Raw genomic sequence first — 18,420 nt, forward strand, 5'->3', positions numbered from 1 at the left:
CACTGCAACAATGAAACTTACGTTTACCCCTAATCCTAAAAATAAAGGTGAACGCACCGGACTGGTTGTAATGGGTAGAGATTATGCCGGAATCATTCTGGAAAATACAGATAAAGGTCTGGTCCTGTCTCAAGTTGAATGTAAAAAAGCAGATAAAGGAAAACCGGAACAGGCAAATGCTTCTGTGGATCTTTCTCAAAATACTGTTTATCTGAAAGTTCGTTTCAGCTATGACGGCAAGAAGATCAAAGGCAGCGAAGGCGGACACGATCTCATTGTGATGTGTAACTTCAGCTACAGCCTTGACGGAAAGAAATATCAGCCACTAGGCAATCCTTTCCAGGCAAGAGAAGGACAATGGATTGGCACAAAGGTCGGAATGTTCTGCACACGACCAGCTATCGTCACTAACGACGGAGGATGGGCAGATGTAGACTGGTTCCGGATTACTAAGAAATAGTTTCAAATTTAGTTCCCTGGTTTGAAACTTCTAGTTTCATGCCTTGAAACTGTTAGTTCCATACGGTGAAACCATTGGTTTCTCGGTGTGGAACTAATTGTTTCCCGTCATGAAACTAAAAGTTCCGTGGCAAGAAACAATTCTTTCCAAAGGAGAAGATAAAACCCGGCAAGATAGGAAAGGATTTCTTTATCTTATCTTTTTTACCTATTTTTGTATCGGTAAAAGAGATTAAAGGAGAACAATAAGATACAGTAAGAATGAAGAAACTAGTTATATTTGACCTGGATGGAACATTGCTGAATACCATCGCCGACCTTGCCCACAGCACCAATTATGCTTTAAATAAATTAGGATACCCCACTCATGAAATAGAAAAGTACAACTTCATGGTAGGCAATGGTATCAATAAACTCTTTGAACGCGCATTGCCCGAAGGTGAAAAGACGGAAGAAAATGTACTTCGTGTACGCAATGAGTTCGTTCCTTATTACGATATTCACAATGCAGATGATAGCCGACCTTATCCGGGCATTCCGGAACTGTTATCCTATCTGCAGTCTGCAGGCATCCAAATTGCCGTAGCATCCAACAAATATCAGGCTGCCACAGAAAAGCTGGTTGCCCATTACTTCCCCGGTATTCACTTTACAGCAGTTTTCGGCCAACGGGAAGGAATAAATGTCAAACCCGATCCGGCAGTTGTTTTTGATATATTAAAACTGGCCAATGTACAAAAGGAAGATGTCCTTTATGTAGGCGATTCCGGTGTAGATATGCAAACGGCTGCCAATGCAGGAGTTACCGCTTGCGGAGTGACTTGGGGATTTCGTCCATGCACGGAGCTGGAAGAATTTGCTCCTCAATACCTCACAGATACTGCTGAAGAGATAAAACAGTTCCTCTAGGCCGGTAAAGTCTAATATTACATATTTTCCGTACAAATTTCAATATTACTTTCCTTACAATGCATTTTCTTTGCAACAGGTAAAGAAAGGTTCACTTTTGTGCACCTAAATCTAAGAACAGTAGTAATTTAATTTATTATACAATGAAAAAGCATCTTATACTATTTTTTATCGGAGTAATATTGAGTTATGGGAACATAAAAGCACAGACAGTTCCCGATAAAAAAGATATTCTCAAAGTAACCCTCCAGGTGAACGACTATTTTATGAAGAAATATGCTGATTATCGCACTCCTTCTTTTGTCAAAAAAGTGGTTCGTCCTAGTAATATCTGGACACGGAGTGTGTATTACGAGGGTCTAATGGCACTCTATTCCATCTATCCTGCAGACGAATATTACCTCTATGCCAAGGAATGGGCAGATTATCACCAATGGGGATTCCACCGGGGAACAACCACCCGTAATGCTGATAACTACTGCGCCAGCCAAATCTATCTCGATTTATACAACATTTGCCCTGATCCTGAAAAAATACGGAAAACGAAAGCCAATATGGATATGCTGGTCAACACTCCACAAGTAAATGACTGGTGGTGGATAGATGCCATCCAGATGGGGATGCCGATATTTGCCAAAATGGGAAAACTTACGGGCGAACAGAAATACTTTGATAAGATGTGGGACATGTATGAATATACCCGCAACCAGCATGGAGAAAACGGAATGTTCAACCCCAAAGACGGTTTATGGTGGCGAGATCATAATTTCGATCCTCCGTACAAAGAACCGAATGGTAAAGACTGTTACTGGAGCCGTGGAAACGGATGGGTATATGCAGCTTTAGTACGAGTTATGAATGAAATTCCATCCGATGAAAAACATCGTCAGGATTACATCAATGATTTTCTGACTATGAGCAAAGCACTGAAACAATGTCAGCGTGAAGACGGCTTTTGGAATGTCAGCCTCCACGACCCGACAAACTTTGGAGGCAAAGAAACTTCCGGTACAGCCCTTTTCGTATACGGCATGTCCTGGGGGGTACGTAACGGGCTATTGGATAAAAAGACATATCTGCCTGTAATCATAAAAGCATGGAATGCCATGGTGAAAGATGCAGTCCACCCGAATGGTTTTCTTGGCTATGTACAGGGAACCGGCAAAGAACCGAAAGACAGTCAGCCTGTCACTTATGATAAAGTTCCTGATTTTGAAGATTTCGGTACAGGCTGCTTCCTGCTTGCCGGAAGTGAAATCTACAAATTAGACCTCCATATATAGTTGATAAACAATCTTACGTTGAATCTGGTCAACTTTTCATAGACCGGATTCAACGTAAACTCTAAGCTTTATTTCTTTCTCCTTTCTGGTAAGCAGAAGGAGATACTCCAAACTGTGCCTTAAAGCATTTACTGAAATAAAGGGGATCGTTAATACCAACTTTATAAGAGACTTCCGCAACAGTCAGATTCCTTTCGGTTAAAAACAATTCGGCAGCTTTCTTCATTCGGACAACACGTAAATACTCATTCGGTGAGTATCCTGTCACTCCGCGTAATTTCTTATAAAACACAGTTCGTCCCATCCCCATCATTTGCGCAAATTCATCAATAGAAATATTGTATTGAGAATAAATCTTTTCGACTACAGCTACCAACTGGTCTGCAAATTCCTTGTCCCGGTCCGTGTTGCATAAAGCAGGACGTACCACCCCCGGCTCACTGGAGAATTTCTTCCGCAACTTTTCGCATTGCTCTATCAGCCGGAACACTTGCGCAAGCAAAAGCTTAAAGCTAAATGGCTTCGCAATATAAATATCCGCTCCCGCCTCAAGACCTTCCAGATGTTTATCCGGCGAAGTCAATGCAGTCAGTAAAATAATGGGAATATGGCTTGTCGCAAAGTCTGCTTTCAATTTCCTGGTTACTTCAAAACCGGTCATTCCGGGCATCAACACATCACAGATAATCAGATCAACATCATAGTTACATGCCTTTTCAAATCCGGATATTCCATCCGCAGCCACTTCTACTTCAAAATAAGCACTTAGTTCCTCTTGCAAGAATCCACGAATATCATTATCATCTTCAATTACTAGTATTTTATGTTTTCTCGATGAAGTAACAGCCTTCTCATGTTCCTGATATTCTTCTGAAAGTTCCTGCAAATGGTGAGCTTGCATATTCGCTTCTTCCAACAGAACATTGCCGGGCACCAGAAAATCTTTTTCCGAATAAACCGTTTTATCGGTTGGAATACATACGATAAATACAGAACCTCCTCCTTCATTATCTTCATATTCAATGGTTCCTTTATGTACCTGCACCAATTCATGGCTCAAATGAAGCCCTACCCCAATGCTATCTCCGGAGAAACTGCTTTGCATAAAGCGCTTAAACAGTTCACTCTGCTTCTCTTTAGGGATGCCTACTCCCGTATCGGCTACCTGAATCTGCAAGCACTTCTTTGCCTCATCCACATTTACAGAGAACAGAATTGTTCCACCCGAAGGAGTATATTTAAAAGCATTTGAGAGCAAGTTATAAACCACTTTATCCAGGTTTCCTTTATCAATAAACATTTTGTAGGATGGCACTGACGGCAAAAAGCGGAAATCCATATTTTTCTGTTCTGCCACGTCACTGAAACTTAGATATATTTCATACAGGAAAGCAACTACATCTGTTTCCTGCAGAGAAAGAGCCAATTTGTTATTCTGCATCTTCCTGAATTCCAGCAACTGATTAATCAGCCTCAACATGCGCTGGGTACTTTTATCCATCACCTTCAAAGGATGCAATAATGCCTGAGGAATATCGTCTATCCGGTACATTTTCTCCAATGCTCCCTGAATCAACGTAAGCGGAGTACGGAATTCATGAGAGATATTCGTAAAAAATATCAGTTTATATTCCGTCAATTGCTTTTCAACGTTGATGCGGTTGCGCAGTCTATTGAAATTAATGATGATACGATATGTGAAATACAAGGCTATTAATATCAAGATGAAATATCCAAGCATAGCCCAACTTGTTTTCCAGAACGGCGGTACGATGACAATCTTCAAAGTTGTTTCGGTATCATTCCAAATGCCGGCGCCATCACAGTATTTCACATGGAATATATAAGTGCCCGGCTCAAGATATTTATAAGAAGCAAAGCTCAAAGAAGATGGAACATTCCATCCTTTATCATAGTTCTCCAGCCAGTACATATACTTGATTTGTCCATTATCCGAATAATCGAGAGTAGAAAAATCAAGCATGAAAGAGTTTTGGAAATATTTCAATGTGATCTTATCCGAATAAGCCAAAGATTCCTGCAAAGGAGAACCCGGCATATTAGGCTTCACCTGAATTCCATTGACAGACAGTCCGGTAATAACAATCGGGGAAAGCAGTCTCTCGGTTGGAATCTTTTTCGGGTCAATAATGGTTAATCCATAGTTTGTTCCAAAAATGAGTTTCCCGTCTGCTCCCATACATGCACTGTTTTCGCTATACACATTTCCCAATGTATAGGATGAGAAGAAATAGTTTTCAAAAGAATGACTGTTCGGGTTGAATCTTGAAATCCCATATTCCGTGGCAATCCATAATTGCCCCGAATGATCTTCCTGAATAGCCTGAACCATATTATTGACCAGTCCTTCTGATATTCCATAATGCGTATATTTCAAAGATTGGCAATCATCTGTCAATTCACATAGATTCAAACCGGCCCCCGAGGTTCCCACCCACATACGCCCTTTACTGTCACGAAACAGACAGCGAATCTCATTGCTACAAAAGTTGCCATCCGTATAGCTAAACAAACGATAGTTGTCTTCATCAGCTATCAATGAATCCGGATGGAAAATACAAATTCCTTCACTTGTACCCATCCATATCATTCCTTTTTCATCTTCTGCCATCACCCGGACTATCCGCAAACCATATTTTTTTTGTTGGAAGAAACGACGGAACTTATATTGTCCGCCCGCAGTTTGTTCGGCCAGATCTAATCCGCCTCCAAATGTTCCCACCCACATACGGTTCTTTTTATCACGAAGAATGGAATAAATATTAGAATGAGACAAAGCAAAAGGATTAGACGGATCCGGTTTATACCAAATGTCTCCTACTTTTAGTCCGTCTCCCCGGGTTCCTATCCATATATTCTCCTGACTATCTTCTGAAATCGCATAAATATTATAGGGCAAATAATGATTATCTATCTTAGTTTTCAGATGAGAATCATAATTATACAATCCACCTCTTCGCGTTCCTACCCATATATCTCCATTCGACATTTTAGTCAGTAACCGGATTGTATTCGAACGGTCAAAAACATCCGGTGATTCTGGATAGACATGCGTAATGCCTTTATTTGAAATGGAAATATGGGACAAACCGGAATATTCGGAGCTTACCCATATTCCTCCTGTCCTGTCTTTCATCAAACATAACAAGAAATCTGACCCTATAGGTCCTGCATTCTTCCCTTCGGAAACAAAGTGTTCCAACCGGTCTTCCTGAATATCATAAGTGAAAAGTCCGTTCCCATAAGTCGAAATCCACACTATTCCCCGATCATCACGAACCACATGATAGCGTTCATAATCTATATATTTCATCTTCTCTTCCGGGATCAACTGGAAGTCCTTTATTTCTCCGCTCTTCACGTTTATATAATAAATCCGTCCCGTATTATTGTAAGCCCAACAATCTCCGTAATTGTCATGAATAACTTTCCCATTATTTATTTTCAACTTCCGATAAGGAGTTATTTGGATAGTTTGAAAATCAAACTCATACACTCCCTCGTTTGACGTAAATATAACCCATTTGTCTTTTATCAATGAATGTGCACTGACGGATGTATTACCGGCAATCGTAGAAAGAGATGCTAAACAATCTATCTTTTTCGAGCCATTGACACAGCGATATACATCTCCACCCTTTGTCAAAAAATACATATCCCCTCCATGAGGAAAAGAAGAGGAAAAATTCAGTTCCCTATCTACAATCTCAACTTTCCCTTTATAGACCGATGCAAGTCCATGCATGGTACCAATCCATATTCTGCCACTGGAATCTTCATTGATAAATTTAATTCGATCGTCCGGCAATCTTCCTGACTCTGCGCGGAACTTCACAGAAGTCATGGTACGATTCTCCTTACAAACGATTTGACGCACTCCACTTGCTCTGTGCCAAAGCCACACATCTCCATTAGAAGACATATATATTTCCGAGTAACTCTCTCCATCATCTCCGGTACCGGTAAAATCGACAAAACAAGCTTTTTGCAAGTCATAACAACTGAACAATTCCGGTACTGTCTTTATCCATAGGAAACCATTTTTATCCTCCGCTACCTGTTTTATTCTATTGTCTGCCAAAGAGACCTGATCGTGTTTGCCGGTTTCCAACTGATAGGTAAGAAAAGAATTACCATCATAGCGGGTCAATCCATCTAAAGTGCCCAACCATAAAAATCCTTTACTATCCTGATACATACATCGCACAGAATTACTGGGTAGTCCGTCACTGGTCCTCATTTGTTTGGAACTAAGTTCGATATCGGCATAACTTTCCGACACAAATAAAAACAACAAAGCGAAGAGGGATAATAATTTATTTTTCATACAGTCCTTTAGGTTATTTTGATTGCTGGTTACAAAGATACGTCTTTCCCACTGCAATAAAGAGTACAGCATTATGAAATAATAGAAATTCCATATAAGTTTGTTCCTAATATAATCAGACGACAAACGGACTAGATACACGTTTAGCAAATGACTCTTTTAAAATCTATGTGAACAAAACTAGTTAAAAAGTAAATAAAGTACAAAAAAAGATTCCTACAAATTCCGAATAAGGATTATTATCCATATTTATGTCATTTTTTCCATATACCGAGCTGTACTTTACATGAGCTCAACTCCGGTACAGAAGTAAGCAAACTAATTAGTTTTCTCTAATACCAGCAGTAGTATCTCCCCAAAAAAGAAAGAGTGCCGAAAAACGCTTCACCCTTCACCTTCTCCTGTTCATCGGTGTTATCGGGTGAAGGGCCGCCTTTCACCGAGAGTTCACTTCCGATTTCATTATAGCAAATCTAATTTTCACTATAGCAAATCAGAATATGCTTATAGCTAAATTTATTATGCTCCCGGCAACCAGTTTTTTTCTTCCTAAGATTTGAAACAAACATTAGGATATTCCAAGTGAAAGATGCTAAATGATTGAAACAAACTCTTTGATCTTTAAAAAGCACTGCTTTAAGCAGGCTAAAGCTATGCTTTACTACTTCTAAAGCTTAGCTTTGGATTAAAAAAAACGTATAATATGAAAGCATAGGTGAAAGGCAGCTTCTTCACCCTGTATCGCTTTATTCATCAGCTTTTGCAATGAAAGGTGAAGGGGGAATGAGAATGTGGAAACTACAGTGTTGGGGCATATAATCGTTTATTATTATATCGCTGTCGACTCCATTTCATAAGATGATTCATATTCCAATTCTACATATGTATTTTACCGATGAATTAATACCACACCTGTTTAATATCTCGATATAAGAAAATTCGTTCGTCTTTTCCTCTACTTCGATTTTTTAATAACAGCAAAGCATTTTGCGGGACATTATGGAATGTCAGTTCAAAATCATCCGCTACTTTTTTCTGTATTGAATGCCAACCATCCATATCCCAATAAAACAACTCGTATGTATCACCAATACGAACATTGTTGTCATCATTACGTGTCATATAGCCTATTCTTCCAACAGATTCCGGTCTGCCCAAATCCAATCCAACCCAGCCATCCCTCAACGTTTTAGATGCAAAAAAAGTCAACGGATTCAAGTCAAAAGCTGCAGAACGGCTATAGTGAGGATTTTTGCTTCGTTCTTCAGAACCTATAATTGTTCCTGTCAATTTCTTATTGCCTTTATCAAAGAACATTAATTCTGCAATATTACAGCGATATGGTTTAGGACAGATATAACGCCAATAACGATACTTTGTGGTATCGCTTATATTCACGCTACCCGATACGCTATACTCTTTAAACGTATGCACTGTAACAGCATCGCTAAAATCCTCCTTTTGGGCAGCTTGAAACATGCTGTACTTTAAACGGAGTGCTGCGGTAAACGCTTTACGTGTTAAGGGATATTTCCGTTTTAGACTAATGCTTCTTTTATGTGCGCTGTCAGGTTTCAAGAACTCCAGTTCACCTTTCTCATTCAACAAAGCGGGATAATTGAACGGGCGAACCCTTCCGTTTATATAATATACCGGCAGATAGACAGCTCCTTTCTCTACTTTATCAAAGGTGACCCGCTTACTTTCTTTTATTTCAGAAAAGCAAATAGGAATCCATTTCTCATTATCAAATACTGCCAGATACGCATATTTTTCTCTGCGTTCTCTTTCCCCAGAAAGTACAGGAAAAGCAGGGTTAATAGTCGTCCCATATTCATCTGTAACGTCTTTCATAAAGACATTACGCAACGTTTTCGGAACACTGCCAGCTTCCTCATTCAACCGGACCAAGCCCTGATTGGGAGAATACGTTCTTCGATATACTTTTCCTTTGCATTCGCCTGGTCGTAGGAAAGCTAAGAAAGGTTCATGTCCTCCTTCACATACCATTCGGCGATCGTGATCTATCAGAATACTTAGCCACGAATGTGCATGTGCTTTTGTAGGCCACTGCAAAACGAAATCATACGAGACCGCAAACCCCTTACTACGCATGATAGCTAAAGCAGTGTTTGTCCTTGTCTCACAAGAATTGGAAGGAATATTGCACCAAAACGGAACCTTATATAACGCATGCCACTTCAGAGGCTTTTTCAAATCGACAATAACGGTATCACGCAATTTGATATTAATAGCTTCCGCTGCATAATAAGGTGTTTTATTCCAGATATCGTTATAAAAATAATCAGATAACGTGTCATTAGCTATCGGTTTCAACACATTGCGCCAATCATCAAAAGCCTGAAATTCTACACACTTATAAGGAAGCATATATTCACAAAATTCATCAAATGTAATACCTCTCGCCCAACTACCTTGTTGCCAATCGTCAAAAGCCGCGTCTATACTTCTTATCAGAAAGTTGGCTTTTATGATAGAGTAATCTTCCTTAAATTCAAAATCATCTGATGAAAACTCTAACAACAGATTATTTAACTCATTCACCTGATCGTCAATCTTTCTGCCAGAGAAGATTATCTTTTCGGCTTCAGTATAATATTCTTCAATATCTTTCCCGGTGTACGATTGGTGTCCAGGCATATTCATTATCAAGAATTTGGCAGCTCTAAGTTTCAAACTTTCGGCTTCGTTTTCTTTATAATGCTCCAACACTTTTTCGAGTTCCGGACGATTGTTGCCCGACAGTGTCAACACCTTTTCCAATTGTTTTTCTTCAGGGCTTTGACAACTGAAAAGCAAAAGAAGAAAAAGAAAGATGAATGTGGCTTTCATTTTGTATGATTGTTAGTTTATAATTAAATATTCTTTTTGCGCAAATAGGTTTTAGCCTCTTCTTGTATGATAGAAACAGTGTAAGATGGTATCTTTATCCGTTTATTGATTATTTCTAAGGCTACCCGTTCGGCAAGTATACAGTTATTAGATTTTACGTAGATTCTCAAAAGTCCTTGCAATGGAAGAAAACGGCTAGGACACATACATTGTGCCAGTTTATAGCGTCTTTCAGCCTCTTCCCAACACCCCATCTGATAGTAATTATCAGCTAATTGCATTTGCAGGTCATATGTATTGATATAAGATTCGCAATGCAAGAATATGTTGACGCTTTGTTTGTACAATTCCACATTCTTCAATTCTGATGCATAATTGTACAAGAAATAGGGATTGCCATTCCACTCATCATATAGCTTGGTAAATACAGATAATTCGTTATCCAGCAAACCATTGTTCTTTTCTGCAACCAACGAAATTCGTTTCCATGTACGCTCGAAAAGAATATTCTTAATCGAAAAAAAACAGAGTATAAAAAGAATAATCAATAAAAATGGCTTGTTGAAACATATTGTTCGTAGAGCAACCTCCCGTTGATTAAGTGAAGCGAGGCAGTAGATAGTCATGAACCAAACAAAAGCATATTTGAATGGATAAGAAAAGCAGGAAAATATAGCAATAGAAACAATTGCTAGTAAGGCTGGAGTATCAAATGACACATTACTTCGAAAAACAGCAACCAACAACAATAAGAATAAAGCGATTCCTATAAGTCCTTGTTCAATCAGCAACAACAAATACTCGTTAAATGGATGATTCGTATTCCCTGCTAACATTCTTTCACTTTCAACAGCATGAAAAGAAGACAAATATTTGGCTTGTTCCGGCATGTAATCCGCCTTAAAAGAGCCAAGTCCATTTCCTCGAATCATATTTTCCTTACACAATCCGGCAGATACTTTCCAAATCAGAACACGACCGGAAGCGGAAGCTGGTTTCAGATAAATCAGTCCAATGAATAAACCTATTAGCAACAAAGTGCCTCCGCTGATAAAAAAGATGCGCCTTCTATGAATTAACTTCCGATAGCGGAGAGCGTAAAAAAGAAGTGTTACTACGCATAAAGTAAGTATCCCTGTTCTCGAACCGGATAAGATAACGACTATAAAGAGGAGAAGACACGCCATAAACTTGAGCGTTTTTCTTTTTCCATTAGAAGTCTGGCACAAAAGAAAAGGATAACAGAGAACGATGCTTGCTGCAAATCCGGCGGGATTATCAAAAGAACCAGTAACAGAAAAATAAGATTGAGTTTCTATACACCCTACATATTGCAGCAAGCCATACAAGGCCGACAAAACTCCAACGACAGCTAAAATGCTATTAAATGTTTCTGTAGGATTTTTTCCATTACGCATCAACACAAAAAGAATCCATCCAGATACGATGTATACACTGTGTATATATTGTGATGTAAAGAGACTGCAAACGAAAACATATCCCATAAAAACAGTAAAAGACACAAATAGAAAATCAACAAACAGGCTAATTTTTCGCTTCCAGTTCCCTATGCAAATACCTCCCCATACTATGATGCCGACAACGAAACTTATATTTTTAGGCATAAAATACCTATCCATAAACCAATCAGCCGATAAGTATAAGGTGGTGATAAGTAAAAAAGAAAACGTAAAAACATTATCACTGAATAATTGCCTTAACTTGCAGAATATAAAAGAGGGAGTCTGTATTTGCATTGATAATAATTAATTCTTCTTTCGCTCCCAATCCCTTTCCTTTCGGATTGAAAGAAAAATGAAGCGAGCACGATTCATCAGGATTTAATTCATACTTCTCCACCGATGCTTGTGTACATCCACATCCAGTTTCGATCTCTCCTATTTCCAACCTGGCATTGCCAACATTGGTGATTGTAATGCTATCACGACAAATTATATCAGAACTAATTATTCCGAAATCGTGTGTATAGGAAGACAGGGACATCTCTGCCTTCCTTTTTGGATTGCAAGAAACGCAAATCAGCAGAATAACAATAAAACCAAGGATTTTACTCATTTTTTATAGTTGTTGATGATGAACTACTCGGAATAGTCTCGATGAAACGGGGTGGATCACCGATCAAACTATCTAATATCATTCGGCTCTTCTTTTTAAATTCTCGTTCTTTCATAATATAATCCCACCATGATAAAAAAGCATCTCGATCCGCTTGGGGCATTAAATCGATAATGCGTAAATATTGAGAGAGTTCAGGCTCCCTAATCGGGTATTTTGTCCTTAAATCACGAGCCAACATGACTCGGATGACATTCGGATATTTTGCATATTTTTCAAGAAAAGTAAACCGACCTTCTGAACGCTGTTCAGTTTCTGATATATCCAATAGCTTACAATTCTCTATATTAGTACTATCTTTCGCCATTTTTCTACGTTCTCTATTCCAATATACAGCATTCCATTGAGCTTCTCGCTCAAGAATATAAGTATCATAATCTTCATTGATGGAAGTGCCCGATACATTAGCGTTATCGTCCCAATCAACCATACGAATATAGATATTACCCGGTTCCACAAAAAGATTAATATCAGTCCCTTTATGGAACGGTGGTCCATCATAGGATATTTGTGCAAAAAAAGGCTTTCGTGTGACAGTTCCTTCGTAAAAAAATTCCTTGCCAATCACCTTTATTTTTATGCTGTTGCCGTATGCTTGTTTTTGTCCTTCCCTTTCTTCAAGAAGATACGATTTATCTATTAATAACACATATTTACCATCTAAAGAATTATCAGGGAATTCACCCCGAATCGTAAATTTCTCTTGCCCCAAAAGCAATTGAGCAGAAAATACGAATATAATGAGAAAAAACAGTTTCTCTTTCATATTAATTACACTTTAACTCTATAAAATCATTTTACAGTTATATCAAGCATATTATTTACCCGTCTTTCAATAAAACGAGGAGCATTACGATTAAGACTATCGGTCAACGCTCTTCTCTTTGCCCAATACTCCTCTCTCTTCATTGTATACTCTCGCCACTCTATCAAAATATCTCGATCCGCTTTGGGCATTAAGTCAAGAATACGTAAATATTTAGCATCCACCAATCTTTTATTTAATTCCTTAACTTCCAAATAGCGAGATAACATTACTCGGATAACATCCGGATATTTGGCATATTTCTCAAAGAAAGCCAATTCACCTTCTTCGAAGCATTCAAATGCAGAATTAAAAGAATGGAAATTATCATCCTTTTGAGTCTGCCCTTCTAACCTAATAGTTCGCAAAACTCTATTTACCAAATTTCTCCGTTCAATGACACAAGTGGCATAGTCTTTATTGATAGGAGTACCCGATACGTTTCCTTCCTCATACCAATCAGTTATATGGATATGGATATTCCCAGGTTCTATTACAAAAGAAGTCGCACTTGTCTGACCACTGAATGTTGGTCTATCATAATAGATTTGCGCCAAAAAAGGTTTACGCATAGTTACCCCTTCATAATAGATTTTTTTATCAGTTACCAATATTTTTACTTCATCATCAGATGCTTTCCATTTACGTTTGTACTCATCAGGAAGAAAAGATTTATCGGTCAGTATTATATATTTTCCATCCAGCGAATTATCAGGAAATTCACCTTGAATCGTGTATTTCTCTTGCCCGTAAAATAGTTGGGCTATAGATACAAACATAAATATGAATAGATATTTTCTCATGATAATAATTAAGTGTTACAGAGACTCCGTTTCTTCTCTTCGCATATTTAATTCTCCTAAAAAATTGATACTTTTCCCCTGCTGCAAGGTGATATAAATGCTCGCACTTCCATTGGAATATACCTTAATATAAAAGTTGCAATTACCTATTGTTGCATTTGCTGAAAACTTGATGTGAGCATTTTTCTTTTTATCTATATCCATAGTATATTTTTTCAAAGGAGCCTGAAAGTAAAGTTCAGCTCCTCTCCTATATGGTATATCAGCTTGACCGAGATAAAGAAGATCAGAAAAAATAGAATCATTTTTAATTTCTATTGAATAATCAGACTCATTCAATAATATAGGATCTTTACATGGAAGAATGCAAATACCTACATTTATCTTGTAGACTTTTGATGTAACAATCTTTCCGACAACTTCCGCCTTTTGTTTCTTTTGTTCTTTTTTGCTTTGGGCAGAAAGAATCGGAATTTCTACCAGCATTGTCAAAAATAGAACAAGAATTTGCTTTTTTACTTTCATATTAGATTATAACTTAAATATGGATGTATAAAAAGCCTAATGAAATACGGTTATAGGACACGTACCATTGCTACTCTCACAATTGCCTATTCCGATTTGCAAATAATCATCATTCGATTGACAACTAAGCATAGATATGGCTATTAAAAAGGTTAACACAACCATATTCAAGAAAGCTTTGTTTTTTTCATAAAACTATTTTTAAGGTAGTAACATATAGGGCACTTATTCTCCCGCTGATTGTCAACTTCATAATCAAAAACACGTCACACAAATCACAATAAGACTAAAATTCTACTTATTTTTCATCGTTGTTGATGATGAATTACTCGGAATAGTCTCGATGAAACGAGGGGCATTGTTACGTATACTGTCCAATAATGGTTTGGTTTTTTTTTCATATTCATACTTTTTAATAGTATAGTCCAGCCAAGCCAAAAGAATATCCCGATCTGCTTTAGGCATTCGGTCGAGAATCTGTAGATATTTTGGAAAATTAGGATCCCTTGACATTCTTCGTCCGTTCAATAAAAAAGATAAGTGGAATCGTACGACATCCGGGTATTGGGCATATTTTTCTAAAAAAAGTAATTGATTTTCCATACTTCTCTTTGTGCCAATCATATAGGTACTGTAATCTTCATTAATAGGAGTACCTGATACCACCCCCTCATCTGCCCAATTAGCAATACGGATATGAATATTACCAGGCTCAACTATAAAATACAGGCCGAAATTCAACATATTTCTTCCTGTCCTTGCACTTGAAAGATACGCTAAGAATGGCTTTTGTGAAAGTACACCTTCATAATGGAATTTCCCGTCAACCACCAATATACTATCAATAAATAAATGTTTAATACGTTCACTCTCTTCACCAAGAGCTGAACTATTAGTCAAACGCAAATAACTATTATCTAACGAATGGTCGGGTAATTCACCCTGGATAGTGTATTTTTCTTGTCCATAGAATAGCTGGACTATAGATACGAAAATAAAAATGAATAGATATTTTTTCATAATAATATATTAAGTGCTACAAAGACTCCGTTTCTTCTCTTCGCATATTTAATTCTCCTAAAAAATTAACACTCTTCCCCTGCTGCAAGGTGACATAAATGCTCGCACTTCCATTGGGATACACCTTAATATAAAAGTTACAATCACCTATTGCTGCATCTACTGAAAACTTGATGTGAGTATTTTTCTTTTTATCTATATCCATTGTATATTTTTTCAAAGGAGCTTGAAAGAAAAGTTCAGCTCCTCTCCTACCGTATGGTATATCAACTTGACCGAGATAAAGAAGAGTAGAAAAGACAGAATCATTTCTAATTTCAATCGAATTATCGGACTCATCCAATAGTATGGGATCTCTATCCGGATGTATATAAGTATCCGCGTCGATCCTATAGTTTCTTGATACAATGATATTTTTGATAACTTCCACCTTTTGTTTTTTTTGTTCTTTTTTGTTTTGGGCAGAAAGAATAGGGATTCCTACCAGCATTGTCAAAAATAGAACAAAAATTTGCTTTTTTACTTTCATATTAAATTATAACTTAAACATAAATGTATTACAATTTAAAAGCTTAATGAAATGCCGTAATAGGACACGTACCATTGCTACTCTCACAATTGCTTATTCCGGTTTGCAAATAATCATCAACCGCTTGGGTACATTGATCACATTCCCGTCTATACTGTTCTTCTAGTATTGCAACTTGAGTCCAAGATACAAAAGGTATATCCATTACTTTTATATCATAATCATTAAGGCAATCCTCTGTTCTCCACTCTGCTATTTCAGAAAAGGCTGCAATACAGTCTCGGATCGCCTCCTCATCTTTTTCAACACGAGTGATAACAACTTGACGCATTTTACGCTTTTGCCGAGCCTTCATCAATTCTAATCTGGTAAAATCTGTCCCTTCATAAACTTTTCTAGCTAAATTGGAGATCCGATCTAAGCTGGCATAATAATCGTATCCAAGCAATTTATTCCATTGTATTTTCGCTTCTGCACGAGTTTCCATATTAAGTAAATCTTTTCTAAGTTGCTGATACTGTTCCATTTCTTCTCTCGAGAATTTGGAAATGGCATTTTGCTTTTTTCTCAAACTCTTTCTGATTTCTTTTTCCAAATTCTGATGTGCTTCCGAAGTAATAAAGAGATCGGCCGCAGTCACCTCTGCTACCTGTTGAGAGTAATCGCCATCATCATTTGTCTGGCAACTAAGTACAGAAATACTGATTAGAAAAGCTAATCCAACCATCATAAAACCAAGATTCCACTTTTTCATAAGAACAACTCTGAGAGATTAATAATATTGATTTTTTTTCAAAGCGATACCATAATAGTAGTACGGATAAAAGTTTATCACTCTTGTTATGACAAAGGACGACATTTATAAATTGAAATACAAATTTCAACCGTATACAAATGCGTATACACAGCCAATGTATACGCATTTAAATATGTTTTTTAAAGAAAGATCATTCTAAACACAATGATTTAATAAAATCGGTAATAGATTCACAAGAAACATTCATTTTCTTTTTCAATCTGCTACGGCGTATTCGAAAAGAACTTCCTAGAATATGGAACAACTCTGAAATCTGTGCATTACTAAAGTCGATACGTAACAAAAGAATGATATGTATATCATCTTCAGAAAGTATAGGATAATAATGCCTCAATTTATAGATAAAACCATTCTGATGAAGATTTATCCAGAATTCTAACTTATTCCAATTACAATCACTTATTGCAGATAAAGATGTAACATAGATTTGTACGTCATAGACAGTCTTCCATTCTTCTTCATTCATAGCCGGATTTTTATCTATTAAAATTATATCCTATTTCACCAATTCGCCATTGATATAAAGGTTCTTAAAAGTGACATCTTTCGCCCCTTTAATATCATTTCCTCCTTTGGCTACATTATTAAAATGAGAATCCTCTACACTGATGTTATATACATGTTTATCATCCTCCAATCCGATAATAAGCACACCTAATTTACTCTTCTCACAAGTCACATTTTTCAAATGCACGTTACGGACAATCGGATCAAAACCTCTCTTGCATTTTTCCCGATTCTCATATTGTAGATTGATACGAAGTACTGCTTCACGACATTGTCCTACCGTTACATTGCGCACATATACATTTTCTATAAGCCCTCCCCGGCAAGTACTGGTCTTAATACGAATGACACGATCCAGATTCGGACTATCCATCCGGCAGTCTTCTACAAACAAGTTACGGTAACCACCGGAAATCTCACTGCCAATCACTACTCCTCCATGTCCATTCCTCATCATGCAACCACGTACGATAATGTTCTCACTGGGAATATTCCATTTACGTCCGTCTTCATTACGTCCTGATTTAATGGCAATGCAATCATCCCCCGTATCAAATGTACAATTCTCTATCAACACATTCTTACAAGATTCAGGATCACATCCGTCTCCGTTAGGTCCACGATTATAAACAGTCACTCCACTGACAATCAGGCTCTCACAGAAAAGAGGATGAATCACCCAAAATGGAGAGTTTAACAAAGTAACACCTTCAATCAAGATGGTGTGGCAGGAATGTAAGTTCAATAGCTGCGGACGCATACCATCTTCCGGCTTCATCAGACGCTTGTAGACAGGAGTCGATGTTTCACCATACATCAACAGACGTTCACGACCTCCATTGCGTTGAGCCACCATGCCTTCTTTCCAACCATACTTTACGGCTCCACACATCGGCCACCAAGTTTCCATGCTACCCTGTCCGTCAATTATACCTTTTCCGGTTATGGCAATATTACTTTCGCCATAGGCATAAATCAAGGGGTGAGCGTTATAGCAATCAATTCCCTCCCAACGGGTTAACACAGCAGGAAAGTAAAGGCTCTGATCTGTAGAGAATTTCAAAACAGCTCCCTCTTCGAGATGGAAATTCACATTGCTCTTTAGAGTAATAGGTCCGGTATAAAAAGTGCCTTTAGGAACAATTACTGTGCCACCTCCTGACAGACTGCACTGTAGAATAGCCTGATTAATGGCTTCATGGCAAGGATTAGCCTCATCATCCGTTTTTGCTCCAAAATCAGTTATAAGAAATGTTCGTTTCGGAAAAGAGGTCCGTTTAATTTGTTTTTCGATACGGGCACTTTCTTTAAACGCCTTATCAAAATCAACAGTATTCGCAGATGTTACCTCTGCCACAAATAGCAGTATAAGTAGTAAATAAATAGTTCTTCTCATCATAATGCATCTCTTTTTAATCATTTATTT

General features: G+C 37.7%; 14 protein-coding genes and 1 pseudogene. 3 read left to right on the forward strand and 12 right to left on the reverse strand.

Features of this window, described 5'->3' with window-relative positions:
• The 3 genes and pseudogenes from AAHJ11_RS05975 to AAHJ11_RS05985 form a co-directional block, all read left to right on the forward strand.
• A pseudogene (locus AAHJ11_RS05975) lies at positions 1-460 on the forward strand (glycoside hydrolase); the annotation flags it as partial.
• 260 nt (positions 461-720) lie between these two features.
• Positions 721-1,368, forward strand: coding sequence for an HAD family hydrolase (locus AAHJ11_RS05980; protein ID WP_148364296.1), 648 nt, complete (start codon positions 721-723; stop codon positions 1,366-1,368).
• Positions 1,369-1,511: 143 nt separating this feature from the next.
• A complete protein-coding gene (locus tag AAHJ11_RS05985; protein ID WP_320974308.1) occupies positions 1,512-2,651 on the forward strand; it encodes a glycoside hydrolase family 88 protein in 1,140 nt (379 codons plus the stop codon).
• Positions 2,652-2,712: 61 nt separating this feature from the next.
• Here AAHJ11_RS05985 and AAHJ11_RS05990 read toward each other — a convergent pair whose 3' ends face one another.
• The 12 genes from AAHJ11_RS05990 to AAHJ11_RS06045 form a co-directional block, all read right to left on the reverse strand.
• Entirely contained in the window at positions 2,713-6,999 is a 4,287-nt protein-coding gene (locus tag AAHJ11_RS05990; RefSeq protein ID WP_320974307.1) for a two-component regulator propeller domain-containing protein, read from the reverse strand.
• Positions 7,000-7,899: 900 nt separating this feature from the next.
• Entirely contained in the window at positions 7,900-9,852 is a 1,953-nt protein-coding gene (locus AAHJ11_RS05995) for a discoidin domain-containing protein (protein WP_148364293.1), read from the reverse strand.
• 23 nt (positions 9,853-9,875) lie between these two features.
• A complete protein-coding gene (locus AAHJ11_RS06000) occupies positions 9,876-11,477 on the reverse strand; it encodes an O-antigen ligase family protein (protein ID WP_297284638.1) in 1,602 nt (533 codons plus the stop codon).
• Positions 11,478-11,553: 76 nt separating this feature from the next.
• The gene (locus tag AAHJ11_RS06005) at positions 11,554-11,928 is read right to left on the reverse strand and encodes a DUF1573 domain-containing protein (RefSeq protein WP_122135712.1); all 375 of its coding nucleotides are present in this window, start codon (positions 11,926-11,928) and stop codon (positions 11,554-11,556) included.
• The gene (locus tag AAHJ11_RS06010; protein ID WP_122135677.1) at positions 11,921-12,754 is read right to left on the reverse strand and encodes a DUF4369 domain-containing protein; all 834 of its coding nucleotides are present in this window, start codon (positions 12,752-12,754) and stop codon (positions 11,921-11,923) included. The genes AAHJ11_RS06005 and AAHJ11_RS06010 overlap by 8 nt, the downstream gene beginning before the upstream one ends.
• 26 nt (positions 12,755-12,780) lie before the next feature.
• Positions 12,781-13,596, reverse strand: a complete 816-nt coding sequence (locus tag AAHJ11_RS06015; RefSeq protein WP_122135676.1) for a DUF4369 domain-containing protein — start codon at positions 13,594-13,596, stop codon at positions 12,781-12,783.
• A gap of 15 nt (positions 13,597-13,611) precedes the next feature.
• On the reverse strand, positions 13,612-14,121 hold the full coding sequence (locus tag AAHJ11_RS06020; RefSeq protein WP_148364291.1) for a DUF4251 domain-containing protein: 510 nt from the start codon (positions 14,119-14,121) through the stop codon (positions 13,612-13,614).
• A gap of 294 nt (positions 14,122-14,415) precedes the next feature.
• Positions 14,416-15,141 (reverse strand): DUF4369 domain-containing protein, encoded by a 726-nt coding sequence (locus AAHJ11_RS06025; protein WP_148364290.1) that lies wholly within the window; start codon positions 15,139-15,141, stop codon positions 14,416-14,418.
• Positions 15,142-15,157: 16 nt separating this feature from the next.
• Complete coding sequence (locus AAHJ11_RS06030; protein ID WP_148364289.1) at positions 15,158-15,670, reverse strand: DUF4251 domain-containing protein; 513 nt, start codon at positions 15,668-15,670, stop codon at positions 15,158-15,160.
• 43 nt (positions 15,671-15,713) lie between these two features.
• Positions 15,714-16,424: a hypothetical protein gene (locus tag AAHJ11_RS06035; protein WP_148364288.1), complete on the reverse strand. Its 711-nt coding sequence runs from the start codon at positions 16,422-16,424 to the stop codon at positions 15,714-15,716.
• 193 nt (positions 16,425-16,617) lie between these two features.
• A complete protein-coding gene (locus tag AAHJ11_RS06040) occupies positions 16,618-16,953 on the reverse strand; it encodes a hypothetical protein (protein ID WP_148364286.1) in 336 nt (111 codons plus the stop codon).
• Positions 16,954-16,983: 30 nt separating this feature from the next.
• Complete coding sequence (locus AAHJ11_RS06045) at positions 16,984-18,393, reverse strand: glycoside hydrolase family 28 protein (RefSeq protein WP_259011381.1); 1,410 nt, start codon at positions 18,391-18,393, stop codon at positions 16,984-16,986.
• Positions 18,394-18,420 lie beyond the last annotated feature (27 nt).

The organism is Bacteroides sp. 90-K9/2, from assembly GCF_047310725.1.
GTDB classification, from domain to species: Bacteria; Bacteroidota; Bacteroidia; order Bacteroidales; family Bacteroidaceae; genus Bacteroides; species Bacteroides vicugnae.

Coding starts and splice junctions, on each gene's coding strand:
- AAHJ11_RS05995 (WP_148364293.1), bottom strand. CDS start 9,852: ATGAAAGCCACATTCATCTTTCTTTTTCTTCTTTTGCTTTTCAGTTGT.
- AAHJ11_RS06010 (WP_122135677.1), bottom strand. CDS start 12,754: ATGAAAGAGAAACTGTTTTTTCTCATTATATTCGTATTTTCTGCTCAA.
- AAHJ11_RS06035 (WP_148364288.1), bottom strand. CDS start 16,424: ATGAAAAAGTGGAATCTTGGTTTTATGATGGTTGGATTAGCTTTTCTA.
- AAHJ11_RS06030 (WP_148364289.1), bottom strand. CDS start 15,670: ATGAAAGTAAAAAAGCAAATTTTTGTTCTATTTTTGACAATGCTGGTA.
- AAHJ11_RS05980 (WP_148364296.1), top strand. CDS start 721: ATGAAGAAACTAGTTATATTTGACCTGGATGGAACATTGCTGAATACC.
- AAHJ11_RS05990 (WP_320974307.1), bottom strand. CDS start 6,999: ATGAAAAATAAATTATTATCCCTCTTCGCTTTGTTGTTTTTATTTGTG.
- AAHJ11_RS06000 (WP_297284638.1), bottom strand. CDS start 11,477: ATGCCTAAAAATATAAGTTTCGTTGTCGGCATCATAGTATGGGGAGGT.
- AAHJ11_RS06015 (WP_122135676.1), bottom strand. CDS start 13,596: ATGAGAAAATATCTATTCATATTTATGTTTGTATCTATAGCCCAACTA.
- AAHJ11_RS05985 (WP_320974308.1), top strand. CDS start 1,512: ATGAAAAAGCATCTTATACTATTTTTTATCGGAGTAATATTGAGTTAT.
- AAHJ11_RS06020 (WP_148364291.1), bottom strand. CDS start 14,121: ATGAAAGTAAAAAAGCAAATTCTTGTTCTATTTTTGACAATGCTGGTA.
- AAHJ11_RS06025 (WP_148364290.1), bottom strand. CDS start 15,141: ATGAAAAAATATCTATTCATTTTTATTTTCGTATCTATAGTCCAGCTA.
- AAHJ11_RS06040 (WP_148364286.1), bottom strand. CDS start 16,953: ATGAATGAAGAAGAATGGAAGACTGTCTATGACGTACAAATCTATGTT.
- AAHJ11_RS06005 (WP_122135712.1), bottom strand. CDS start 11,928: ATGAGTAAAATCCTTGGTTTTATTGTTATTCTGCTGATTTGCGTTTCT.
- AAHJ11_RS06045 (WP_259011381.1), bottom strand. CDS start 18,393: ATGATGAGAAGAACTATTTATTTACTACTTATACTGCTATTTGTGGCA.